At 73.3% G+C, this 23621-nt stretch carries 21 protein-coding genes; 8 read left to right on the forward strand and 13 right to left on the reverse strand.

Annotated elements, in window-relative coordinates:
* Positions 1-84: 84 nt before the first annotated feature.
* The 7 genes from AC0B9F_RS06925 to AC0B9F_RS06955 all read right to left on the reverse strand — a co-directional run bounded on the left by AC0B9F_RS06925 (position 85) and on the right by AC0B9F_RS06955 (position 7184).
* Positions 85-873 carry an ABC transporter ATP-binding protein gene (locus AC0B9F_RS06925; RefSeq protein WP_471999313.1) on the reverse strand — a complete coding sequence of 263 codons (789 nt, stop codon included), beginning with the start codon at positions 871-873 and terminating at the stop codon, positions 85-87.
* A complete protein-coding gene (locus AC0B9F_RS06930; protein WP_471999315.1) occupies positions 866-1795 on the reverse strand; it encodes an ABC transporter permease in 930 nt (309 codons plus the stop codon). The genes AC0B9F_RS06925 and AC0B9F_RS06930 overlap by 8 nt, the downstream gene beginning before the upstream one ends.
* 102 nt (positions 1796-1897) lie before the next feature.
* A complete protein-coding gene (locus AC0B9F_RS06935; protein ID WP_471999317.1) occupies positions 1898-2782 on the reverse strand; it encodes a glycosyltransferase family 2 protein in 885 nt (294 codons plus the stop codon).
* Positions 2779-3522 carry a CDP-alcohol phosphatidyltransferase family protein gene (locus AC0B9F_RS06940; RefSeq protein WP_471999319.1) on the reverse strand — a complete coding sequence of 248 codons (744 nt, stop codon included), beginning with the start codon at positions 3520-3522 and terminating at the stop codon, positions 2779-2781. The genes AC0B9F_RS06935 and AC0B9F_RS06940 overlap by 4 nt, the downstream gene beginning before the upstream one ends.
* A 13-nt stretch (positions 3523-3535) precedes the next feature.
* The gene (locus AC0B9F_RS06945; RefSeq protein ID WP_471999321.1) at positions 3536-4597 is read right to left on the reverse strand and encodes an iron-containing alcohol dehydrogenase family protein; all 1062 of its coding nucleotides are present in this window, start codon (positions 4595-4597) and stop codon (positions 3536-3538) included.
* Positions 4585-5337 (reverse strand): phosphocholine cytidylyltransferase family protein, encoded by a 753-nt coding sequence (locus AC0B9F_RS06950; RefSeq protein ID WP_471999323.1) that lies wholly within the window; start codon positions 5335-5337, stop codon positions 4585-4587. Before AC0B9F_RS06950 ends, AC0B9F_RS06945 begins: the two co-directional genes overlap by 13 nt.
* The gene (locus tag AC0B9F_RS06955; RefSeq protein ID WP_471999325.1) at positions 5334-7184 is read right to left on the reverse strand and encodes a DUF5941 domain-containing protein; all 1851 of its coding nucleotides are present in this window, start codon (positions 7182-7184) and stop codon (positions 5334-5336) included. Before AC0B9F_RS06955 ends, AC0B9F_RS06950 begins: the two co-directional genes overlap by 4 nt.
* 843 nt (positions 7185-8027) lie before the next feature.
* On the opposite strand from AC0B9F_RS06955, the gene AC0B9F_RS06960 reads away from it, so the two are divergent.
* Together AC0B9F_RS06960 and idi are read left to right on the forward strand one after the other, a co-directional pair.
* The gene (locus AC0B9F_RS06960) at positions 8028-8972 is read left to right on the forward strand and encodes a cation diffusion facilitator family transporter (RefSeq protein ID WP_471999327.1); all 945 of its coding nucleotides are present in this window, start codon (positions 8028-8030) and stop codon (positions 8970-8972) included.
* A gap of 210 nt (positions 8973-9182) precedes the next feature.
* Complete coding sequence (idi, locus tag AC0B9F_RS06965) at positions 9183-9779, forward strand: isopentenyl-diphosphate Delta-isomerase (protein ID WP_471999329.1); 597 nt, start codon at positions 9183-9185, stop codon at positions 9777-9779.
* Positions 9780-9915: 136 nt separating this feature from the next.
* Here idi and AC0B9F_RS06970 read toward each other — a convergent pair whose 3' ends face one another.
* Positions 9916-10425, reverse strand: a complete 510-nt coding sequence (locus tag AC0B9F_RS06970; protein WP_471999331.1) for an ATP-binding protein — start codon at positions 10423-10425, stop codon at positions 9916-9918.
* Positions 10426-10748: 323 nt separating this feature from the next.
* On the opposite strand from AC0B9F_RS06970, the gene AC0B9F_RS06975 reads away from it, so the two are divergent.
* The gene (locus AC0B9F_RS06975; protein WP_471999333.1) at positions 10749-11498 is read left to right on the forward strand and encodes an enoyl-CoA hydratase/isomerase family protein; all 750 of its coding nucleotides are present in this window, start codon (positions 10749-10751) and stop codon (positions 11496-11498) included.
* Here AC0B9F_RS06975 and AC0B9F_RS06980 read toward each other — a convergent pair.
* Both AC0B9F_RS06980 and AC0B9F_RS06985 read right to left on the reverse strand, forming a co-directional pair.
* The gene (locus tag AC0B9F_RS06980; protein WP_471999335.1) at positions 11485-12120 is read right to left on the reverse strand and encodes a DJ-1/PfpI family protein; all 636 of its coding nucleotides are present in this window, start codon (positions 12118-12120) and stop codon (positions 11485-11487) included. The two genes, AC0B9F_RS06975 and AC0B9F_RS06980, sit on opposite strands and share 14 nt — an antisense overlap.
* A 10-nt stretch (positions 12121-12130) precedes the next feature.
* Positions 12131-13090 carry a GlxA family transcriptional regulator gene (locus AC0B9F_RS06985; protein WP_471999337.1) on the reverse strand — a complete coding sequence of 320 codons (960 nt, stop codon included), beginning with the start codon at positions 13088-13090 and terminating at the stop codon, positions 12131-12133.
* A gap of 124 nt (positions 13091-13214) precedes the next feature.
* Between AC0B9F_RS06985 and AC0B9F_RS06990 the strand changes: the two genes are divergently transcribed.
* From AC0B9F_RS06990 to AC0B9F_RS07005, 4 genes are all read left to right on the forward strand, one after another.
* Positions 13215-14084 carry an SCO6745 family protein gene (locus AC0B9F_RS06990; protein ID WP_471999339.1) on the forward strand — a complete coding sequence of 290 codons (870 nt, stop codon included), beginning with the start codon at positions 13215-13217 and terminating at the stop codon, positions 14082-14084.
* Positions 14085-14343: 259 nt separating this feature from the next.
* Complete coding sequence (locus AC0B9F_RS06995) at positions 14344-14475, forward strand: LPFR motif small protein (protein WP_471999341.1); 132 nt, start codon at positions 14344-14346, stop codon at positions 14473-14475.
* Positions 14476-14705: 230 nt separating this feature from the next.
* The gene (locus tag AC0B9F_RS07000; RefSeq protein WP_471999343.1) at positions 14706-17099 is read left to right on the forward strand and encodes a Tex family protein; all 2394 of its coding nucleotides are present in this window, start codon (positions 14706-14708) and stop codon (positions 17097-17099) included.
* A 67-nt stretch (positions 17100-17166) separates the two neighbouring features.
* On the forward strand, positions 17167-17739 hold the full coding sequence (locus AC0B9F_RS07005) for a putative glycolipid-binding domain-containing protein (protein ID WP_471999346.1): 573 nt from the start codon (positions 17167-17169) through the stop codon (positions 17737-17739).
* 37 nt (positions 17740-17776) lie between these two features.
* Here AC0B9F_RS07005 and AC0B9F_RS07010 read toward each other — a convergent pair whose 3' ends face one another.
* Complete coding sequence (locus tag AC0B9F_RS07010) at positions 17777-19414, reverse strand: ABC-F family ATP-binding cassette domain-containing protein (protein ID WP_471999348.1); 1638 nt, start codon at positions 19412-19414, stop codon at positions 17777-17779.
* A 62-nt stretch (positions 19415-19476) separates the two neighbouring features.
* Positions 19477-20484 (reverse strand): oxidoreductase, encoded by a 1008-nt coding sequence (locus tag AC0B9F_RS07015; RefSeq protein ID WP_471999350.1) that lies wholly within the window; start codon positions 20482-20484, stop codon positions 19477-19479.
* Positions 20485-20550: 66 nt separating this feature from the next.
* Between AC0B9F_RS07015 and AC0B9F_RS07020 the strand changes: the two genes are divergently transcribed.
* Positions 20551-21504, forward strand: a complete 954-nt coding sequence (locus tag AC0B9F_RS07020) for an FAD-dependent oxidoreductase (RefSeq protein ID WP_471999352.1) — start codon at positions 20551-20553, stop codon at positions 21502-21504.
* A 16-nt stretch (positions 21505-21520) separates the two neighbouring features.
* Here AC0B9F_RS07020 and AC0B9F_RS07025 read toward each other — a convergent pair whose 3' ends face one another.
* On the reverse strand, positions 21521-23458 hold the full coding sequence (locus AC0B9F_RS07025) for a Xaa-Pro dipeptidyl-peptidase (RefSeq protein ID WP_471999354.1): 1938 nt from the start codon (positions 23456-23458) through the stop codon (positions 21521-21523).
* Positions 23459-23621 lie beyond the last annotated feature (163 nt).

Below are 23621 nucleotides of genomic sequence, written 5' to 3' on the forward strand. Positions count from 1 at the left end.
CCTGACAGCGGCCGGAGTTGACGCTTCCTTTGCACGGCGAGGGCCCCGCCGGACGGATTCCGGCGGGGCCCTGGAGCAGGCAGGTCACTTGCCCGTGAACTTCTCGTACTCCTTGAGGACCTCTTCGGTGGGGCCGTCCATGCGCAGTTCGCCGCGTTCCAGCCACAGCACCCGGTCGCATGTGTCACGGATGGACTTGTTGCTGTGACTGACCAGAAACACCGTGCCGGCCTCCTTGCGCAGCTCCCGGATGCGCTCCTCGGAACGCTTCTGGAACTTCGCGTCACCGGTGGCCAGCGCCTCGTCGATCATGAGCACGTCGTGGTCCTTGGCGGCCGCGATGGAGAACCGCAGGCGGGCGGCCATACCGGAGGAGTACGTGCGCATCGGCAGGGTGATGAAGTCGCCCTTCTCGTTGATGCCGGAGAAGTCGACGATGTCCTGGTAGCGCTCCTTGACCTCCTCGCGGGACATGCCCATGGCCAGGCCGCCGAGGATGACGTTGCGCTCGCCGGTCAGGTCGTTCATCAGCGCCGCGTTCACACCCAGCAGGGAGGGCTGGCCGTCGGTGTAGACCCGGCCCTTCTCGCAGGGCAGCAGCCCGGCGATGGCGCGCAGCAGCGTCGACTTGCCGGAGCCGTTGGAGCCGATCAGGCCGATGGCCTCGCCCTTGTAGGCGACGAACGACACGCCGCGCACGGCGTGCACCTTGCGCACGCCCCGCGCGGCGTCGTCGGAACCTCGCTTGAGTATGCGGCTCAGGGCGGCGGTCGCGCTGCCCTTGCCGCCCTTCGCGCCGTTGACGCGGTACACGATGTGCACGCCGTCCGCGATCACCGTCGGGACGCGTTCGGTGCTCTGCTGCTCAGCCACGGCCGTACCTCTCCTCCGCCTTCCAGAAGTACACGAAGCCGCCCACGGCGAACAGCACGGCCCAGCCGCCGGCCGCCGCCCAGACGTGATCGGGCAGGTTGCCCGCGCCGTAGCCGTCGATCAGCGCGAAACGCATCAGGTCCATGTAGACCGCGGTCGGGTTCCACTGCAGGACCGTGGAGATCCAGCCGGGCTTGTTGGCGAGCATGACCGGGATCGAGAACATCACGCCGGACGCGTACATCCAGGTGCGCATGATGAACGGCATGAGCTGCGCCAGGTCCGGGGTCTTCGCACCGGCCCGCGCCATGATCAGCGACAGTCCGGTGTTGAAGCAGAACTGCAGCAGGAGTATGGGAATGATCAGCAGCCAGGACAGGTCCGGGTAGCTGCCGAAGCCGATCGCGAAGACGAACAGCACGATCATCGAGAACAGCAGCTGCTGGAGCTGCTGGAGCGAGAACGAGATCGGCAGCGAGGCGCGCGGGAAGTGCAGCGCGCGCACCAGGCCGAGGTTCCCGGAGATCGCGCGGACGCCGGCCATCACCGAGTTCTGCGTGAACGTGAAGACGAAGATGCCGGTGACCAGGAACGGGACGTACACCTCGCGGGACATGCCCCGGTCGGCCCTGAGGATCAGACCGAAGATCAGGAAGTACACGGCCGCGTTCAGCAGCGGGGTGGCCACCTGCCAGAGCTGCCCCAGCTTGGCCTGGCTGTACTGGGCGGTCAGCTTGGCCGAGGAGAAGGCCATGATGAAGTGGCGCCGGCCCCACAGCTGACGGACGTAACCCGGCAGCGGAGGACGGGCGCCGCTCACGGCCAGCCCGTACCGGGCGGCGAGCTGCGCCGCCGTGAGGCCCTCGTCGGGCGACGGCGCCGCGCTCACCGCGACTCCGCCGTCATGCGTTGTCTCACTCACAGTGGAAACTTTCGTCTTCGTTTCGATGCGCAGCCTGTGCGGGCTGGGCACGCGCCGGAGGCCGGGGTCGGGCCCGTCGGCGTGCCGTCGGGAACGAGCTTCTCAGATGATGGGGGGCCGGCCCAGCCGGGTCAGCCGCCACACCGTACGCCACCGCATGGGGCGGCGGGGACCGCACGAGGTGGTCCAGCCCTCGCGGAAGCCGCCGAGCCAGGCCTTCAGTGCGGGCCGGGACGGGCGACGGGCCAGCGTGAGCAGCAGCCACACCCCGAGATAGACCGGAACGAGGGGGGCGGGGAGGTTGCGGCGGGCCAGCCAGACACGGTTGCGGGCGACCATGCGGTGGTAGACCGCGTGCCGCGACGGTGCGGTCGTCGGGTGGTACAGCACCATGTCGGACCGGTAGTCGATCATCCAGCCGGCGTCGAGGGCCCGCCAGGCCAGGTCGGTTTCCTCATGCGCGTAGAAGAACGCGTCCGGCAGTCCGCCGACCTCGGCGAAGACCTTCGTGCGGACGGCGTTCGCGCCGCCGAGGAAGGTGGTGACGCGCGAAGAGCGCATCGGGTCCGCGGCGCGCAGCCGCGGCACGTGGCGGCGCTGGGTGACGCCGGTGTCCGGGTCGGCGATGCGGAAGCTGATGATGCCGAGCTTGCCGTCGGCCGTGAACGCCTGCCGGCACAGCTCGGCGGTGTCGGTGCGGGCGAGCAGACCGTCGTCGTCGAGGAAGAGCAGGATGTCGACGTCCCGGCCGCCGGGCCCGAAGGCCTCGATGCCGACGTTGCGGCCGCCGGGGATGCCGAGGTTCTCCGGCAGCTCGATCGTGCGCACGCCCGCGGGGACGTCCGGCACGGGTGCGCCGTTGCCGACGACGACCACCTCGACCCGGTCGCCGTCCTGCTTCGCGACCGAGTCGAGCAGCGCCCGCAGCTCGTCGGGGCGGTTGCCCATGGTGATGACGACCGCGCCGACCTTCAGCGGGGCGCTCATCGCAGCCTTCGCGACGCGAGCACCGACACCAGGTGCAGCAGCGTCTGCAGCAGCGCGATCCCGGCGAGTACGGCGGTGCCGAGACGGGTGAAGAACAGGTCGCCGCGGGCCTGGTCCACGATCGCCAGCACCAGGATCAGCAAGGACGCCTCGATGCCGAGGATCAGCCGGTGGAACTTCAGCGCCGCGGCGGCCTTGCGGGCCAGCGCCATGCCGGAGGAGCGCAGCTCGGCCGCCGTCTCCTGCACGGGCGGCAGGCCGGCCTGGTGACGGGCCACGCCGACCAGGTCGGTCTCGGCCTTGATCAGGATCGCGCCGAGCGCGGCGAGGGTGCCGAGGAACGCCCACAGCCAGTCGATACGGCCGCTGCCGAACAGGTCGGCGGCGCGCAGCCCGAGGCCGACCAGGACGGCGGCGTCGGTGAGGTAGGCGCCGACCCGGTCCAGGTAGACGCCGCCCAGCGAGTACTGCTGCTTCCAGCGGGCGATCTCGCCGTCGACGCAGTCCAGCAGCAGGTACAGCTGGACCGCCACCACGCCGAGGACCGCGCCCGGAATCCCGGGCACCAGCAGCGCCGGGGCCGCGAGCACGCCGCAGACGGTCATCAGGTAGGTGAGCTGGTTGGGCGTGACCCTGGTGTTCACCAGGTAGCGGTCGATCCGCAGGGACACCTCGCGCATGTAGAGGCGGCCCGCCCAGTGCTCACCGCTGCGCCGGTCCTTGACCCCGGCGGGGTGCACGACCGGGCGGAGTTCAGCTACCGATGGCCTTGACATAGTCGGCGTAGACGTCCTTGATCTGTTCGGTCGTGAGGTCGAGGTGTTCCAGGATCGTGTAGCGGCCGGGACGGGTCTCCGGCGCGAACTCCACGACCTTGACGAACTCCTCGGTCGTGAAGCCGATCTCGGTGGGCAGCACGGGCAGCCCGTGCCGGCGCAGCACCTGGGCCATGTGGGCCGACGCCTCGTGCGCGCCGCGCAGGTACATCGCGAAGCTCGCGCCGAGACCGCACTGCTCGCCGTGGCTGGCGGCCCGCTTGGGGTACAGCAGGTCGAAGGCGTGGTTGATCTCGTGGCAGGCGCCGGAGGACGGCCGCGAGTCACCCGAGACGGACATGGCGATGCCGCTGAGCACCAGGGCCTCGGCGAGGACCTGCAGGAAGTCGTTGTCGCCGATGCCGCCGGGGTGGCGCAGCACGGCCTCGCCCGCCTGCCGGGCCATGGCCGCGGCCAGACCGTCGATCTTCTCGCCGTTGACCCGGTTGGCCAGCTCCCAGTCCGCGACGGCGGAGATGTTGGAGACGGCGTCGCCGATGCCGGAACGCACGAAGCGGGCCGGGGCCTCGCGGATGACGTCCAGGTCGATGACGACGGCGATCGGGTTCGGCACACCGTAGGAGCCGCGGCCAGCGTCGTTGTCGAGGGTGGCGACCGGGGAGCACAGGCCGTCGTGCGCGAGGTTGGTCGGCACAGCGACGAGCGGCAGCCCGACGCGCGCCGCGGCGAACTTGGCACAGTCGATGATCTTGCCGCCGCCGAGGCCGACGACCGCGTCGTAGTGGCCGCTCTTCATCTCGCCGGCCAGCCGGATCGCGTCGTCCAGGGTGCCGCCGCCGACCTCGTACCAGGTGGCGCCGGGCAGCGTGGGCGCGATGCGCTCGCGCAGCCGGGCGCCGGAGCCGTTGCTGACGGCGACGGCGAGCCGCCCGGAGTGCGAGATCCGCTCGTCGGCGAGGACGCCCGCCAGGTCGTCGAGGGCACCCGGGCGGATGTCCACGACGACCGGCGTGGGGATCAGCCGGGTCAGTACTGGCACGCGATCACACGCCCCTTGGCGAGGTCCTCGTGGTTGTCGATCTCGACCCACTTGACGTCGCCGATCGGCGCCACGTCGACCTGGAAGCCGCGGTTGACGAGCTCCTGGTAACCGTCCTCGTAGTACAGCTGCGGGTCGCGCTCGAAGGTGGCCTTCAGCGCGTCGGCCAGCTCGGCGGCCGCGTCGCCCTCGATGAGGGTGACGCCGATGTACTCGCCGGTCGCCTCGGCCGGGTCCATCAACTTGGTGATCTTCTGGACGCCCTTGGCGGGGTCGACGACGACCTTCATCTCCTCCTCGGCGAGGGACTTCACGGTGTCCAGCGCGAGGATGATCTTCTTGCCGTCGCCGCGGGCGGCGAGCAGGGTCTTCTCGACGGAGACCGGGTGCACGGTGTCGCCGTTTGCGAGGATCACGCCGTCCTTGAGGGCGTCACGGCCGCACCACAGGGAGTAGGCGTTGTTCCACTCCTCGGCCTTGTCGTTGTCGATGAGGGTGATCTTCAGGCCGTACTTGGCCTCCAGAGCCTCCCTGCGCTCGTACACGGCTTCCTTGCGATAGCCGACGATGACCGCGGCCTCGGTGAGCCCCACCTCGGCGAAGTTGCCGAGGGTGAGGTCCAGGACGGTGAGGCTGTCCTCGGCGCCCTCGGGCCCGACCGGCACCAGCGCCTTGGGCAGGGTGTCGGTGTAGGGGCGCAGACGCCGTCCGGCGCCGGCCGCCAGCACGAGGCCGATCATGCGGGTTCTCCTTCGTCGTGTACGGCGGGTGCGCCGCCCTGGTGGGCGGCCACCCAGAAGCGGATGCTCTCGACGAGCACCAGCAGGGCGATGATCACGGCCGCAGCCGTGAGCGCGACCTTGAACTGCGGGGCGGTGAGCAGCGCGGCCAGTACGGCGACCAGCAGCGTCCGCCCCTCCTGTCCCCCGGTGGCGCGCACCAGCCAGGCAGGGGGCGCGCCGGCGTTGCCGCGGATGCGGTACACCGTGTCGTAGTGATGGTAGGCGACGGCCGCCACCAGCCCGAAAGCCGCCGGAAGCGCCCCGTTCACATCCGCTTTCGCGGCCAGCGCGAGCACGGTGACGTATTCGGCGACGCGGAAGAACGGGGGGACGAGCCAGTCGAGCGGGCCGGTGAGAGGGCGGGCCACGGCGAGCGCGGAGGTCAGGACGTAGCCGGCGGCCGCGAGGGCGGGCCACACCGTGCCATGGCCGGCGAGGGCCGAGACGGCCACGACCGCGGCGCCGCCCAGCAGGGCGACGGCGGGGACGGCGAAGCCGGGCAGCCGCGTGGGCAGCATGCGGGCGAGACCGTGGGCGAGCGGGCCGGAGTCGGCGAGGTCCGCGAGCGCACGCGCCGCGCGGTCGGTGCGCCGGGCGGTCCTGCCGGCCAGGGAACGCAGCACCCGGCCGGCCGTGGTGTACACGGAGGCGAAGGCGCAGCCGACGAGCAGGGCGTAGAAGGTGATGCGCGGGGTGGTGACGGCGGTGAGGAGCGCGATCATGGCCCAGCGCTCACCGATGGGCAGGATGATCATCCGGCGCAGCCACAGCGTCCACCCGACGACGTCGAGCCGGTCGGTCGGCGCGGCGGGCCCCGCCGGCCCGGCTCCGGTCGTGGCGGGGGCCGCGTCGTCGGTGGCCTCATGGAAGGCGAAGTCGACCATGTGCCGGCCGGTCTGCAGGATCATCGCGCCGAGCGCGAGGGCCCATACGTCGTCACCGCCGCGGGCGGCGCCGAGGGCGAGGCCCGCGTAGTAGGCGTACTCCTTGGCCCGGTCGAAGGTGGCGTCCAGCCAGGCGCCGAGCGTGGAGTACTGCAGCGAGTAGCGGGCGAGCTGGCCGTCGGTGCAGTCGAGCACGAAGGACGCGATGAGCAGGACGGCGGCCGCGACGAAGCCGACGCGGGTGCCGGTGGCCGCGCAGCCGGCGGCGATCAGCGCGGTCAGCAGGGAGGCGGTGGTGACCTGGTTCGGGGTGAGTCCGCGCCGGGCGCACCAGCGGGCGATGTAGCGCGAGTACGGGCTGATGAAGAAGGTCGTGAAGAAGCCGTCGCCGGCCTTCACGGCCGACTTCAGGCGTACGGCCTCCTCGTCGACGGCGGCGACGGCCTGCCGCGCCTCGTTGCGGGCCTGCGGGTCGGCGGGTACGGCGGCGACGAGGCTGCCGAGCGCGGGGCGGTGCACGTCGGTGCCCTCGGCGACGAGGGCGGCGGTGACGCGGTCGGCGAGGCCGGCGACAGCGGTGTGAGTGGTGCCGCCCGGGGTGCCCGGGGTGTCGCCGCACGCGGAGGTCTCGCGGGCCATCGCCCGGGTGAGGGCCTGGCGGCCCGCGGGCTGGGCGGTGACGGCGCCGGGGATCGCGGCGAGCGGGAAGCGGGGGTCGGCGAGGCCGAGGCGCAGGGCGTGCAGGTGGCCGACGAAGCGGGAGTCCACGACGGCGACGCGCTGGTCGCCGGGGACGGAGGCGAGCAGTGACTCGGCGTCGGCGGCGTCGGAGGCGAACCGCACCTCGAAGCCCAGCGCCCGCAGATCGTCCTCGATCGACGCTCCGGGAACCGGCTGGCCGGTGAGGATGGCGGTCGACAACCGAACTCACTCCCTGAACACCGGCGCGCCGGGCGCCGGTCGTGTGCATGATGGGGGGGGGCGCCGCTGGCTGCACCAGGCGGGCGGCATGTCGGCAGAGGCTATCGGATGCCGCGCAGCGCGCGTTCACCGCCCGTTCAACACCTGCTCGACGCGGACTGCACCGCCCTTTGCCGCGATCATCATCGACGATCAAACCCCCACCCCACAAACCGCCCCCACCAGACCCCCACATCGGGGGACATACCACCGGGCGCTCCGCGGGTACCGGGGGACGCCGGGGACGCCGGGGACGCCGGGCGGAGTGAGGCGGGAGCCACGCGCCGGGCCGTGGGGGGCCAGCCGTGAGGGGAGCTCGGGTCTACGGGAGCGGCGCCGCACTCAGGCCGGGCGCGAGCGGCGCGACCGGTGACGGGGCCGGGTCCGCGAGGCCGCGTGAACGGCCAGGCGGGACCGCGCCGGTCCAGGGTGCCGGGGCGTTCCGCCGCAAACCCTGCACCGCGCGGCTTCCGCCGCCCCGGGCCCCGGCCGACCCGCGCCCCGCGGGCCCGGCCCGGCCCTCGCCCCCCGGGACCCCGTCCGGCCCCCGGTCCGCCGGGCCCCGCCCCCCAACGCGCCGGACCCCGTCCGGCCCCCGCCACACCGGACCGCATCCGGGGCCGACCCGCCGGGTCCGGGTGGCGCGTCATGTCGCGGCCACTCCCTGCGGAGCAGCTCGCAGGCTTCTGACCTGGGGTTCGTTTGTGCAGGTCAGGGCATATGACAACGGTGTTCAGTGCCGCGTTGCCCGATACCCCCCGCCCGTAGTTGACTGGGGGCTCGGGCGTTCACAGGAGGAGTTTCATGGGGGCTGGGCACGATCACGCGCACGGTCACGGCGGGCACGCGCACACCGCCGGGACGGCGACCGCGGCGTACCGCGGGCGGCTGCGTGCCGCGCTCGGGATCACGCTCACCGTGATGGTGGTCGAGATCGTCGGCGGCCTGCTTGCCGACTCCCTCGCGCTGGTCGCCGACGCCGCGCACATGGCCACCGACGCCCTCGGACTCGGCATGGCCCTGCTGGCGATCCACTTCGCGAACCGTCCGCCCAGCGGGCACCGCACCTTCGGCCTGGCCCGCGCCGAGATCCTCGCCGCGCTCGCCAACTGCCTGCTGCTGCTCGGCGTGGGCGGCTACGTCCTCGTCGAGGCCATCCAGCGCTTCGTCACCCCCGCCGCGACCGAAGGCGGCCTGACCATCGTCTTCGGTCTCGTCGGCCTCATCGCCAACAGCGTCTCGCTCGCCCTGCTGATGCGCGGCCAGTCGGAGAGCCTCAACGTGCGCGGCGCCTTCCTGGAGGTCGCCGCGGACGCGCTCGGCTCGGTCGCGGTGATCATCGCCGCCGGCGTGATCCTGCTCACCGGCTGGCAGGCCGCCGACCCGATCGCCTCGCTGGTCATCGGTCTGATGATCGTCCCGCGGACCGTCAAGCTGCTGCGCGAGACCCTGGACGTGCTGCTGGAGTCGGCGCCGAAGGGCGTGGACATGGCGGAGGTGCGCACGCACATCCTGGCCCTGGACGGCGTGGAGGACGTTCACGACCTGCATGCCTGGACGATCACCTCCGGCCTGCCGGTGCTGTCCGCGCACGTCGTGGTCAGCACCGAGGTCCTCAGCGCGATCGGCCACGAGAAGATGCTGCACGAGTTGCAGGAGTGTCTCGGCGGCCACTTCGACGTGGAGCACTGCACCTTCCAGCTGGAGCCGGGCGGCCACGCGGAGCACGAAGCGCGTCTGTGCCACTGAGCGCCCCCGCCGCCGCGCCCCGCGTCACCCGGAAAGGACGGTTCCGCAGCCGTCGCCCCGGGCAACATCAACCACCGGGCCCCCTTCCGGCGACCGGGCGGTAACGGCCGCGGTCCGCGTCGGCGCGTGACATGCGGGCGCGCCGCCAAGCACCGGGAGTGCCGGATGCGTACGGCAGACTGGGGCCGTAGGACGATGCGAAGGATGGGTATGCCGATCACACCTGCCACCGCGACGCACACCTCGTCGTCGAACGGCACCGCGGATGCGATTTTGCTGGAACTGGTCGACGAGAACGGCGTGACGATCGGCACCGAGGAGAAGCTCGCCGCCCATCAGCCCCCCGGGCAGCTGCACCGGGCGTTCTCGGTGTTCCTCTTCGACGAGACCGGCCGGCTGCTGCTCCAGCAGCGGGCGCTGGGCAAGTACCACTCGCCCGGCGTCTGGTCGAACACCTGCTGCGGCCACCCCTACCCCGGTGAGGCGCCCTTCGCCGCCGCCGCCCGGCGCACGTACGAGGAGCTGGGCGTGTCGCCGTCGCTGCTCGCCGAGGCCGGCACCGTGCGCTACAACCACCCGGACCCGGCGTCGGGCCTGGTGGAGCAGGAGTACAACCACCTGTTCGTCGGGCTGGTGCAGTCCCCGCTGCGTCCGGACCCGGAGGAGGTCGGCGCGACGGCCTTCGTGACCCCCGCCGAGCTGGCCGAGCGCCACGCGAAGGACACGTTCTCGGCCTGGTTCATGACCGTGCTGGACGCGGTGCGTCCGGCGGTCAGGGAGCTGACGGGCCCGAGCGCGGGCTGGTGAGGGCCGCCCCGGTCCGGTGAGGGCCCAGCCGGGCCCGCCGGGTCCGGTGAGGGCCGTCCGGTCCGGTGAGGGCCGTCCGGTCCGGTGAGAGCCGTCCGGGCCGGTGGGCGCACGCCGCCGGGCCGGTCGAGGAACGTTACGGCAGGCGCGCGGGCGTGAGCGGCAGGGCCGCCCAGATCACCTTGCCGCCGCTCGCGGTGTGCTCCACGTCGCACACCCCGCCCGCCTCCCGGGTGATCTCGCGGACCAGCAGCAGCCCGCGCCCGCCGAGCTGACCGTGATCGGCCTCCAGGGCGGTGGGGCGGTAGGGGTGGTTGTCCTCCACGGACACCCGCACCCATTCCGCGCCGACCGCCACCTCCACGGCGAGCATCGGCGACAGCAGCGCCGCGTGCCGGACGGCGTTGGTCACCAGCTCCGAGACGATCAGCAGCAGTCCCTGCAGCAGGTCGGAAGTGACCGGGACGCCCTGGCGGTACAGCAGGTCCCGCACGGCGTGCCGGGCCTGCGGTACGGAGGCGTCGACAGCGGGGGCGGTGAACCGCCACACGCCCTCGTACGGCAGCGGGTCCCGTCTCGGCGGGCCGGCGGGAGTGTCCGTCCCGCCCGCTGGGCGGGGGGCGGACCCGCGCCCGTGATCGTCCATCGTCCGGTCGCCACCTCTGCGCTCGATTGTCACCACACGTCGAGTGTTGGGAACACGTCGCTCGCCTCCGCACAGGTGACCAGAAGTAGGCACATATCGAGCGTTCGTGACCGTTGGCGTATGACACGGTCAGATGTGGGACTGCTCGTGTCCCCGTCCTGCCGTCTTCCGGAACTCTTCGGGTTGTACGGGTTCCGCGGGGCCGTCCCCCGGATTCGCCGGCGGGGTCTTCGCCCAGCGTGGGACGTTTCACCTCGCCTCCGTGCGCGGTCTCACTCCCGGCACCGCCCGCGCGGCTCCGCACCGCCGATAGCATCCGGCGCATGGAGCCCGAGCTGTATCACAGCGTCACCGACGCGGTCGCCACCGTCGTCATCCGCCATCCGGCCAAGCGCAACGCCATGACGGCGGAGATGTGGCGGGCGCTGCCGCCGCTGCTGGACGGCCTGGCCGCCGATCCGCAGGTGCGCGTCCTGGTGCTGACCGGCGAGGGCGGCACCTTCTGCGCGGGCGCCGACATCTCCACGCTCCAGGGCTCCCCCGAGGAGGCCCAGCGTCTGGCGGTGCTCGCCGAGGAGGCGCTGGCCGCGTTTCCCAAGCCGACGCTGGCCGCGGTGCGGGGCCACTGCGTGGGCGGCGGCGCCCAGCTCGCGGCGGCCTGCGATCTGCGGTTCGCGGAGCAGGGGGCGCTGTTCGGGGTGACGCCCGCGAAGCTGGGAATCGTCTACCCGGCCTCCGCCACCCGCCGGCTGGCCGCGCTGGTCGGCCCGGCGACCACGAAGTACCTGCTCTTCTCCGGTGAGTTGATCGACGCCGAGCGGGCCCTGCGCACCGGCCTCGTCGACGAGTTGCTGCCCGAGGGCGAACTGGACAAGCGGATCGCCGAGTTCAGCCGCGTCCTGGCCGCCCGCTCGCAGCTCACGCAGGCCGCCGCCAAGGAGTTCGCGAACGGCCGCGCCGACCGCGAGGACCACTGGGCGCGGCAGGCGCGCGGCAGCGGCGACACCGCGGAGGGCGTCGCCGCGTTCCTGGAGCGGCGCGCTCCGCGCTTCACCTGGACTACGTCAGGCTGAAGCGGCTCGCGGTGCGGAACTCCTCGACGAGGTGCGCGGGCGCCTTCTCGGGCGACCCGGCGTCGTAGGGCGGCTGCGGGTCGTACTCGGTGAGCAGTTGCACGGCCTGGGCGTGCTCGTCGCCGGCGATCCGGCCGACCAGGGCGAGCGCCATGTCGATACCGGAGGAGACCCCGGCGGCGGTGACGTACTTGCCGTCGAAGACCACCCGCTGCCCGGCGGGTTCGGCGCCGTACTGCCGCAGCAGGTCCAGCGCGGCCCAGTGGCTCGTGGCGCGCCGGCCCCGCAGCAGGCCGGCGGCGCCCAGCAGCAGCGACCCGGAGCACACGGAGGTCGTCCACGTGCTCGTCGCGTCGGCCGCGCGCAGCCACTCGGCCAGGGCCTCGTTCGCCGCCTGCGCGAACGTGCCGGGGCCGCCCGCCACCACGACGACGTCGGGGCTGGGCACCTCGCGCAGGGCGCGGTCGGCGGTGACGGCGAGGAACCCGGTGTCGGCACGGACGGCGCCTGCTTCCTCGGCGACGAAGTCGACGTGCGCGTCCGGCAGGCGGCTGAGGATCTCGTAGGGCCCTACGGCGTCGAGGGCGGTGAAGCGGTCGTAGACGACCAGGGCGATCTGCATCAGGGTCCCTTCAGAGGGTGGTGGCGGGGCGGAACCGGCGGCGGTACTCCGCCGGGGAGGCGCCGAGGGCCTTGACGAAGGCGCGTCGCATGGCCTCCGGGGTGCCGTAGCCGCTGGCGCGGGCGACCTCCTCCACGCCGTCGCCGGTGTCCTCCAGCAGGCGGCGGGCGTGTTCGAGGCGGACGCGATCGACGTACCGGCCGGGTGTCGTGCCGGTCTCGGCCTGGAACGCGCGCGTGAAGTGACGCGGCGACAGCCGGGCGCGGGCCGCGAGGGCGTCCACGCCGAGGTCGGCGTCCGGGTGCTCGGTGATCCAGTGCTGCACCTCGCGCAGCGGCTCGCGGGAGGCGGTCTGCGCGGCGAGCTGGGCGCTGAACTGCGCCTGGTTGCCGGGCCTGCGCAGGAAGACGACGAGATGGCGGGCGATGGTGAGCGCCGCTTCCCGGCCGAGGTCCTCCTCGACCAGGGCGAGGGAGAGGTCGATGCCGGAGGTGACGCCCGCGGAGGTGCTCACGTGGCCGTCGCGGACGTAGATGGGGTCGGGGTCGACCTGGACGGCCGGGTGGTCCCGGGCGAGCTTGGCGCAGTACGCCCAGTGCGTGGTGGCGCGGCGGCCGTCGAGCAGGCCCGCCCGGGCGAGGAGGATCGCTCCGGTGCACACGGAGACCAGGCGCTCGGCCCGCGGTCCGTGCCTGCGCAGCCAGTCGACCAGGTGGGGGTCGGGGCTGCGGGTGCCCTGCCCGCCGGGGACGAGCAGGGTGTGCGGGTCGGGTGTGTCCTCCAGCGCCTCGTCCGGTACGAGGAGCAGGCCGCTGGAGGAGCGCACGGGGGCGCCGCCCGGGGACGCCGTACGCAGGCGGTAGCTGCCCGGGGTCTGTTTCTCCGCGCCCGTGAAGACCTCCAGGGGGCCGGTGACGTCGAGGCTCTGCACGCCGTCGAAGAGCAGGAAGAGAACGGTTCGCTGCGCCATGCCGACGATTCTTCGGGAGCCGGGCGATGGCGGCAACGACGAATTTCCCACCTTTTCGGCCATGACGGGGGGCGAGCGAGACGCGTGGCTGGAGTAGATACCGACTGGTCGGTAACGTGCTCGCATGACTACCGCTGTCCTCGCACCGCGCGCCGGCCGCCGCTGCCACAACGCGCTGAACACGCTGCACGCCACGCACTACTTCGCGCCCGAGCTGGGGAGGGAGCTGGGCGCGCTGGGCGTCTCGCACCCCCGCGCGGTGAACTTCGCCGTGCGCGCGGCGGCGCTCGGCCCGGTGGGCGCCGGCACGGTCGCCGCCGCCTTCTACAACTACCGGTACGACCTGGTCGCCGAGCACGTGCCCGCGGTGTGGGCGAAGGCCGCGCCGGCCGAGGTCCTCGCGGCACGCGCGCGTGCCGTCGACGGCTCGCTGCGCCGGCTGCTGGGTGAGGAGGCGATCGCGTCGGACGAGATGGCGGAGGCGGCGCGGCTGGCGCTGCGGGCCGCCGAGGCCTGTTCCCGCCCCGCGCGGCCGCTGTACGCCGCCCACGCCGACCTACTGGTGCCCGAGGAGCCGCACCTGGCGCTCTGGCACGCGGCGACGCTGCTGCGCGAGCACCGCGGCGACGGTCACCTCGCCGTGCTGCTCGCGGCCGAGCTGGACGGCCTGGAGGCCGTGGTGACCCACACCGCGACCGGCAAGGGCATGACCCCGGACTGGGTGTTCACCACGCGCGGCTGGACCTGGGCCGACTGGGAGGCGGCCCAGGGACGGCTGCGCGAGCGCGGCCTGCTCGACCCGTCCGGGGAGCTGACCGAACGGGGCGCGGCGCTGCGCGCGGACATCGAGGAGCAGACGGACCGGCTGGACCAGGCGCCCTACGAACACCTGGGCGCGCAGGACGTCGCGCGCCTCACGGACCTCGCCGGCACCTTCGCCCACACCGCAGCCGTCGCGGGCGCCTTCCCCGCGGACCTGGTCGGCAAGGGCTGAGCCGTCGGGCCGGGACCGCCGGCAGGGAGGCCACCGCCTGGCCGACCGACCTCACACGCACCCCGCCCTCCCCGGCCGACCCGGGCCCGCCGCAGGCGGAGACCGGCCACCCGCAGACGCCCGCCCACACCCACCGCCCACGCGTGCGCCTTCCCGGCGGGCCTGGTCGGCAAGGGGGGAGCCGTCGGTTCCGGCATGGGCGGACGGTGGCGCGGTACCCGGTCCGGGACAGGAGACCGGACGAACGAAGGGGATCCACGTGTTGCGCGCGATCGCAGACGTACTGCGCCAGATCGGCTCGGCGGTGGGCACGGTGGTGACGCTGCCGTTCCGCGCCGTGGCCCGCCTGTTCGGCGGCGCCTCGGGCACGGCCCGGGGACATGGGGCGTGAGCCAAGGGACGGGGCGGGCCGGTGAGTCGGTGACCACCGCGGGCCAGTGAGGCGCGACCGCCGCCCGTCCGCCCCGGCTTCGCTCGTCCCCGCCCCGCCCCGGCCCCGGTCGTCCCCGCCCGCCCCGGCTCGCGGTCCCGCCCCGCCGGGGCCACGCCCTGATCCACCGTTGTCGGTGCCGCCTGCCACAATTGCCGCGCAACCCGATGTGGATAAGGCGGTACGGGATCGTGACGACACCCCTCGTAGGGTCCATCGAAGGCAGGATCGCCGAGGAGCTCGGCGTACGGGAGCGGCAGGTGAAAGCCGCCGTGGAGCTGCTCGACGGCGGTTCGACGGTGCCCTTCATCGCCCGCTACCGCAAGGAAGCGACGGAGATGCTCGACGACGCGCAGCTGCGCACGATCGAGGAGCGGCTGCGCTATCTGCGGGAGCTGGAGGAGCGTCGCACCGCGATCCTGGAGTCGGTGCGCGAGCAGGGCAAGCTCACCGGGGAACTCGAGGCGCAGATCCGCGGCGCCGAGACCAAGGCGCGGCTGGAGGACATCTACCTGCCGTACAAGCCCAAGCGGCGCACCAAGGCGCAGATCGCCCGCGAGGCGGGTCTGGAGCCGCTGGCCGAGGGGCTGCTCGGCGACCCGTCCGTCGACCCGCTCGCGGCCGCCGCGGCCTTCGTCGACGCCGACAAGGGCGTCGCCGATCCGCAGGCCGCCCTGGACGGCGCCCGCGCGATCCTCACCGAGCGGTTCTCCGAGGACGCCGACCTGATCGGCGAGTTGCGCGAGCGCATGTGGGTGCGGGGCCGGCTGGCCGCGAAGGTGCGGGAGGGCAAGGAGGAGGCGGGCGCCAAGTTCGCCGACTACTTCGACTTCGCCGAGCCGTTCACGGAGCTGCCCTCGCACCGCGTTCTGGCGATGCTGCGCGGCGAGAAGGAGGACGTCCTCGACCTCGTCCTGGAGCCGGAGGAGCCCACGGACGGCCCGTCGTCGTACGAGGGCATCGTCGCCGCGAAGTTCGGGATCGCCGACCGCGGGCGGCCCGGCGACAAGTGGCTGAAGGACACCGTCCGCTGGGCCTGGCGCACCCGCCTCCTCGTCCACCTCGGCATCGACCTGCGGCTGCGGCTGCGCACGGCCGCCGAGGACGACGCCGTGGGCGTCTTCGCGGCCAACCTGCGCGACCTGCTGCTCGCCGCCCCGGCGGGCACGCGCGCGACGCTCGGCCTCGACCCCGGTTTCCGCACGGGCGTCAAGGTCGCCGTCGTCGACGCCACCGGCAAGGTCGTCGCCACGGACGTCATCCATCCGCACGTGCCGGCGAACCGGTGGGACGAGGCCATCGCCAAGCTGGCCCGGCTGGCCAAGGAGCACGCGGTCGAGCTGATCGCCATCGGCAACGGCACCGCGTCCCGCGAGACCGACAAGCTCGCCGGTGAGCTGATCACCAAGCACCCGGAGCTGAACCTCACCAAGGTGATGGTGTCGGAGGCCGGCGCCTCGGTGTACTCGGCGTCCGCGTTCGCCTCGCAGGAGCTGCCCGACATGGACGTGTCGCTGCGCGGCGCGGTGTCCATCGCGCGCCGGCTGCAGGACCCGCTGGCCGAGCTGGTGAAGATCGACCCGAAGTCGATCGGTGTGGGCCAGTACCAGCACGACCTGTCCGAGGTGAAGCTGTCCCGCTCGCTGGACGCGGTCGTGGAGGACTGTGTGAACGGCGTCGGGGTCGACGTGAACACCGCCTCCGCTCCCCTGCTGGCCCGCGTCTCCGGCATCACCTCCGGGCTCGCCGAGAACATCGTCGCGCACCGCGACGCCAACGGCCCCTTCACCTCCCGCGCCGAGCTGAAGAAGGTGCCGCGGCTCGGCCCGAAGGCGTACGAGCAGTGCGCGGGCTTCCTGCGCATCCGCGGCGGCAGCGACCCGCTGGACTCCTCCAGCGTGCACCCGGAGGCCTACCCGGTGGTGCGCCGCATGGTGAAGAACACCGGGCAGGAGGTCGCCTCCCTGATCGGCAACACCTCGGTGCTGCGCTCGCTGAGGCCGCAGGAGTTCGTCGACGACACGTTCGGTCTGCCGACCGTCACCGACATCCTCAAGGAGCTGGAGAAGCCCGGCCGCGACCCGCGTCCCGCCTTCAAGACGGCCACCTTCAAGGAGGGCGTGGAGAAGATCTCCGACCTCGGCTCCGGGATGGTCCTGGAAGGGGTCGTCACCAACGTGGCCGCCTTCGGCGCCTTCGTCGACGTCGGCGTCCACCAGGACGGCCTGGTGCATGTCTCCGCGATGTCGAAGACGTTCGTCAAGGACCCGCGCGACGTCGTCAAGCCCGGCGACATCGTGAAGGTGAAGGTCCTCGACGTCGACATCCCGCGCAAGCGGATCTCGCTGACCCTGCGACTCGACGACGAGGCGGCGGCCCCGCAGGAGAAGTCCGCCCCGTCCGGCGGCGGCCGGCAGCGCGGCGGGCGCCCGCCGCAGCAGCGCCAGGGCCGTGGCGGCGGTGGTGGCGGCGGTGCCGGTAGCGGCGGCGGTGGCCGCCAGGCTCCGGCCCCGGCGAACAGCGCCATGGCCGACGCGCTGCGCCGCGCGGGCCTGCTGGGCGGTGACAAGAAGGGCCGCCGTTAGGCCGTTGTCGGTGCGCCCGGTTCCGCTCCGGCAGGGGCGGGGCCGGGCGCCCTCGTACAGTGGCCGTATGACCACTTCCCGTGTGTTCACCTGGGACGTGCCGGCGAGCGGCGGGTACGAGACCGCCTGGGTCGACTGCGGCCAGGGCGCCCTGCACGCCCGGGGCCGGGCGGTCGGCACGACACCGGAGCCGTACTGGATCTCCTACGAGCTTCAGACCGCGGAGGACTACGTCACGCGGCGGCTGCTGGTGACCGCGGAGACCGCCGCACGCACCCGGACGCTGGAGCTGCGGCACGACGGCCGGGGCGGCTGGAGCGCGGACGGTGAGCCGCTGGCTGCGCTGGCCGGCGCGCTGGACTGCGACCTCGGGCTCAGCCCGCTCACCAACACCATGCCGGTGCTGCGGCACGCACTGCACCGGGCGGCCGGCGAGCAGGAGTTCCTGATGGCCTGGGTGTCGGTGCCGGACCTGGTGGTACGCCCCTCCCGGCAGACGTACACCCACCTGGCCCGGCTGTCCGGCGGCGGCGGCCGGGTCCGCTACGCCTCCGGCTCCTTCCGCAGCGACCTGGAGATCGACGCGGAGGGGTTCGTCGCCCACTACCCACAGCTGGCGACACGGCTCGCGGCGGAGTGAGCGGACGTGCGTCAAACCGGCCCCAGTCAGGCCCTGCCTAGCGCTCCGTCACCTTGCCGGCGGCGACTTCCAGGCGGCGGGTGACGTGGACCGCGTCCAGCATGCGGCGGTCGTGGGTGACCAGGAGCAGGGTGCCCTCGTAGGCGTCGAGGGCGGACTCCAGTTGCTCGATGGCCGGCAGGTCGAGGTGGTTGGTCGGCTCGTCGAGGACGAGGAGGTTGACGCCGCGGCCCTGGAGCAGCGCCAGTGCCGCCCGGGTGCGCTCGCCCGGGGACAGGGTCGCCGCTGGACGCACCACGTGGCCGGCCTTGAGGCCGAACTTGGCGAGGAGCGTGCGGACCTCGACCGGCTCGGTGTCGGGGACGGCCGCGCAGAACGCGTCCAGCAGGGCCTCGGGCCCGTGGAACAGCTTCCGCGCCTGGTCGACCTCGCCGACCAGCACCCCGGAGCCGAGCGCGGCGTGCCCGGCGTCCAGCGGGACACGGCCGAGCAGGGCGGCGAGCAGCGTGGACTTGCCGGCGCCGTTCGCGCCGGTGACCGCCACCCGGTCCGCCCAGTCGATCTGGAGGGAGACCGGGCCGAAGGTGAAGTCGCCGCGCCGGACCTCGGCGTCGCGCAGAGTCGCCACGACCGCGCCGGAGCGCGGAGCCGCCGCGATCTCCATGCGCAGGTCCCACTCCTTGCGCGGCTCCTCGACGACGTCCAGCCGTTCGATCAGCCGCTGGGTCTGGCGGGCCTTCGCGGCCTGCTTCTCGCTGGCCTCGCTGCGGAACTTGCGGCCGATCTTGTCGTTGTCGCCGGCCTTGCGCCGGGCGTTCTTCACTCCCTTGTCCATCCAGGAGCGCTGGGTGCGCGCCCGGTCCTCCAGGGCGGACTTCTTGTCGGCGTACTCGTCGTAGTCGTCGCGGGCGTGCCGGCGGGCGACCTCGCGCTCCTCCAGGTAGGCGTCGTAGCCGCCGCCGTAGAGGTTGATCTGCTGCTGGACGAGGTCGAGTTCGAGGACCTTGGTGACCGTGCGGGTGAGGAACTCGCGGTCGTGGCTGACGACGACCGTGGCCGCGCGCAGCCCGCTCACGAAGCGTTCGAGTCGCTCCAGGCCGTCCAGGTCGAGGTCGTTGGTGGGCTCGTCGAGGAGGAAGATGTCGTAGCGGGACAGCAGCAGTGAGGCGAGGGAGGCGCGGGCCGCCTGGCCGCCGGACAGGGATGTCATCGGCTGGTCCAGGCCGACGGCGAGGCCGAGGGAGCCGGCGACCTCCTCGGCGCGCTCGTCGAGGTCGGCGCCGCCGAGGGCGAGCCAGCGTTCCAGGCTGGCCGCGTACGCGTCGTCCGCGCCGGGCGCCCCGTCGACCAGGCCCTGGGTGGCCTCGTCCATGGCGAGCTGGGCGGCGGCGACGCCGGTGCGGCGGGCCAGGAACTCCCGCACGCTCTCCCCCGGCCGGCGCTCCGGTTCCTGCGGCAGGTGGCCCACGGTGGCCGTCGGCGGGGACAGGCGCAGCTCCCCGTGCTCGGGCGGCAGGAGCCCGGCGAGGAGGGTGAGCAGCGTGGACTTGCCCGCGCCGTTGGCGCCGACCAGCCCGATCACGTCGCCGGGCGCGACGACGAGGTCGAGCCCGGAGAAGAGCGAGCGGTCGCCGTGCCCGGCGGCGAGGTTCTTGGCGACGAGAGTGGCAGTCATCAGGGCGCCGATCCTAACGGCCGCCGGTGACAGCGGCGCGGCCCGTGGGGGTACGGCGCCGGTCAGCGCAGGGCCTCCACCAGGACGTCGCCCGGGGTCCGGGCCACGATCCAGGCCTTGCCCGTCAGCGCCCGGGCGTCCAGCGGGATGCGATGGCTGCCGGGTTCGAGGATGCCGTCGAAGACGTCGTGGGTGCGGGTGCGCGAGAGCCGGTCCACGCGGTACGCCGTCAGCCGCACCCGGCACGGTGAGGTGACCTCGACGCCCGCCTCGCCCCCGGCGGCGGTCAGCCGGGTCAGCCGGCGCCGCTCCACGGGGCTGTCGTCCAGGGCGTGCTCGATCTGCGCGACGAGCAGCGGCACGATCGGGGCCTCGGCGACCAAGTGGGCGACCGGCACACCGGCGGACTCGAACGCACGGCGTACGGCGGCCCGTTCGGCCTCGCCGACGCCGCGGCCGAACGCGACGGCGCCGTAGCCGCGCAGTTCCTCGGCGGGCACGCCGTCCACGTCGTGGGCGATGTCGGCGCCGACGCCGATGGTGCGCAGCGCGGCGGCGAGCTTGGCGAGCAGCGCGACGCGGGCGCCGATGAGCAGCACCCGCCGGCGGCTCGGGTCCGGCAGCGCGGCCAGGGCCGCCCGGTACTGCCCGCCGCGGAACCGGAACGGCCCTATGCCGTGGTAGCCGTCGCGTTCCAGGTCGACGTCGTCGCGGGTCTGCCAGGCGAAGTCCCGCCAGACGTAGTCGTCGCCGTCGCGTTCGATGACCGCGGTGACCGCCCCGCAGGCCAGGTCGGCGCACTCGGGGCAGCCGTAGATGACGTACCGGCCGCCGGGCAGCGGCGCGTCGGCCTCGCGCAGCAGGCCGCGTATCTGCTCGGTGAAGATGGCGGGCGGCACGTCGGAGGCGAGCGGGGAGACGGCGTCGAGGTCGCAGAGCTGGAACAGCAGCGGGCGGCCGTCGACGACGAAGTCGAGGAAGTCCCGGTGGGCCTGGTGGCCGCCGTCGGCGAGGACGAAGCCCGCGCGGGTCGCCGGGGCCAGGCCGAAGGTCGCGTACGCGGCAGACATGCCGTGAGTCTTCCCGCGTCGTCACGGATCTGAGCGCGGCATGACACATTCGGCTACGGTCCCGGTGTGGAGAGTGAGCGCGGGGACGACGTGATCGTGGTCGGTGGCGGGGTGGTGGGCCTGACGACCGCCGTGGTGCTCGCCGAGCAAGGCCGGCGGGTGCGGGTGTGGACGCGGGACCCGGTGGAGCGGACGACGTCGGCGGTCGCCGGTGCGCTGTGGTGGCCGTACCACATCGAGCCGGTGGCCTCGGCGCGGACGTGGGCGCTGCGCTCCCTGGACGTGTACGAGGAGCTGGCACAGCGACCGGAGGCGACCGGCGTTCGCATGGTCGAAGGGGTGCTGGGCGAGAGCGAGCTGGACGAGGTCGCCGGGTGGGCGGCCGCGCGGCTGCCGGGGCTGCGCGCCTCGACGCCGCAGGAGTACGCCGGGTCGGGGGTGTGGGCACGGCTGCCGCTGATCGACATGGCGGTGCATCTGCCGTGGCTGCGGCGGCGGTTCACGGCGGCGGGCGGGATCGTCGAGGAGCGTACGGTGTCCGGCCTCGACCGGGTGCCGGCCCCGGTGGTGGTGAACTGCACCGGTCTGGGCGCCCGTCGGCTGGTCCCCGATCCGGCGGTGCGGCCGGTGCGCGGGCAGCTGGTCGTGGTGGAGAACCCCGGCGTGCGCACCTGGCTCGTCTCGACCACGGCCGACGGCGAGTTGGCCTATCTGCTGCCGCACCCGGACCGTCTGCTGCTCGGCGGCACCGCGCAGGACGGCGACTGGTCCACCGAGCCCGACCCGGCCGTGGCCGAGGCGATCGTGCGGCGGTGCGCGGCGCTGCGGCCGGAGGTGGCCGGGGCGCGGGTGCTGGAGCACCGGGTGGGGCTGCGGCCCGCCCGGCACGCGGTCCGCCTGGAGCGGGAACGGCGGCCGGACGGGCGGCTGGTGGTGCACAACTACGGGCACGGCGGCGCGGGCGTCACCGTGGCGTGGGGCTGTGCGCAGGAGGCGGCCGCACTGGCCGCCCCCTCCTGAGGCTCCCTGGTGAGGGTCAGGGCACGCGCGGGGTGTTCCGGGGCCCGCGCACGCCCTCCAGTGGGGTCGGATGCGGGGCGGGGGTGGCCGCTGCGGCCGTGGCGCGGGCGAAGGCTCCGGCGCCGCCGACGAGCGGGAGCCGGGCGGAGGTCCGGGCCAGGTCGAGGGTGAGGGCCGGGGTGGTGGACGGCGGGTCGATGAGGTCCTTGTCGGTGCCGGCCACGATCAGCGCCAGCCGGTGTCCCTCGGGTACGACGTGGTCGGTCGCCGCGAGATCGACGGTGATCGTGTACGCCCGGCCCGGGACGAGCGGCGCGCCCTTGCCGGGATCGGCCCAGGTGCCGAGGTCGGCCCAGCCGCGGCTGACGACGGTGTAGCCGACGTCGGTGGTCTTGGCCCGCGTCTCCTTGAAGCACGCGCTGTCGCCCGCGGTGCTCGCGCCCCAGCAGGTGCGGTCGGTGAGGGTGGTGATGCCCTCGGCGGCGTCGGCGTAGTCCCGGATGGTGGCGGGGCCGACGTCGACGAGGACGGCCGACAGATGGGCCGTGGCGGTGGTCGGGGTCGCGGTGACGGTCACCGTCGAGGAGCCGGACAGACGCAGGTCGCGGGTGAGCGGGGCGGTGGTGAAGCCGGCCTTGTCGGGGGTCGGCCGGTCGAGCTGCGCGGCCCAGTCGGTCTCGCTGTGCGTCGGGTCGTCGGTGAAGGCGGCGGTGCCGCCGGCCGGGCGCAGGCCGAGGGTGCCGACGCCGGGCTGGGCGCCCGGGGCGGGCCGCAGGGTCGTGAGCCGGGTGCCGTTCGGCGGCCAGACGGGCGAGGTGACCCAGTGGTCGGGCCCGCGTTCGATGTCGGCCATGGGTTCGCGGTCGATGCCGTTGTCGTAGCCGAGCAGTTCGTGGTCGAACCAGCGGTGCAGGGTGTCGACCCATGCGGCACGGCGGAAGTCGAAGGGGTCGACGTGACCGGTCTGGGAGAGCCAGATCTTGCGCTGGACGCCGTTCTTCGCGAGGGCGTCCCACCACTGGCCGAGGTGCTTGGTGCGCACGTTGAGGTCCTGCATGCCGTGCACGAGGAAGACGCTGGCGCGGACCTTCTTCGCGTCCTTCACGTAGTCGCGTTCGGTCCACAGCCTGGTCCAGTCGCCGCTGCGGGGCGCGCCCGCGACCAACTTCTGCTGTACGGCGGCGCACCTGGCGCGGGCGTCGGGGCTCTCGACGTAGTCGGACAGCCACTCGGGGCCGGAGTCGTACAGCGGGGCGCCCTGCTGGAAGTAGTAGTCGTACCAGGAGGAGATCGCGCTGATCGGGACGATGGTCTTCAGGCCCTTGACGCCGGTCGCGGCGACGCCGTTGGCGATGGTGCCGTCCCAGCTCTTGCCGATCATGCCCGTGCGGCCGTTGGTCCAGTCGGCACGGACGGCGGTGTTCCCGGTGCGGGAGGTGTACGCCTTCGCGCGGCCGCCCAGCCAGTCGATCACGGCCTTGGCGGAGAGGACGTCGGAGCGGCCGCCGACGTCGACGCAGCCGTCGGAGCGGCTGGTGCCGGCGAGGTCGACGCCGATGACCGCGTAGCCGCGCGGGACGAAGTAGTTGTCGTAGAAGAGCGGCATCTGGACGACGTCGCCGTGCGCGTCGTAGGTCTTCTGCTGGCTCTCGTTGCCGCGGCCGCAGCAGGAGTAGTAGGGGCTGGCATCCATGATGACGGGCACCTTGCGGTGCTGCGCGGCCGGCTCGCGGGGCCGCACGATGTCCGCGGCAACGCGGTCGGTGCGGCCGTCGCCGTCGAGTCCGGTGTCCACCCAGACGGCTTCGCGGATGGCGTGCGCGTACGAGTAGACGGGCCGGCTCTCGCGCGGGGTGCCGTGCGCGGCGGCCGGGGTGAGGAGGGCGGCCACCAGGGCGGCGACCGCGGCTGTCACGAGCGTTCTTGTGGTCGTGAAGCGCGTGCGTTTCGGCATGCGCGGACGGTACATCGGTCAACTCCCGTACAGAAGAGCGCACACGGGGGCCTGTGAGCAATGCCGCGCGGGCAGGCGGTGAGGAGCGTCGCACACCTTCGGTCATGACGGCTGAATGGCGATCGTGTGACAGGAGGGGCCATGGACATGACCGGGGGCGGAG

The sequence above is a fragment of the Streptomyces sp. NPDC097129 genome, from assembly GCF_055668065.1.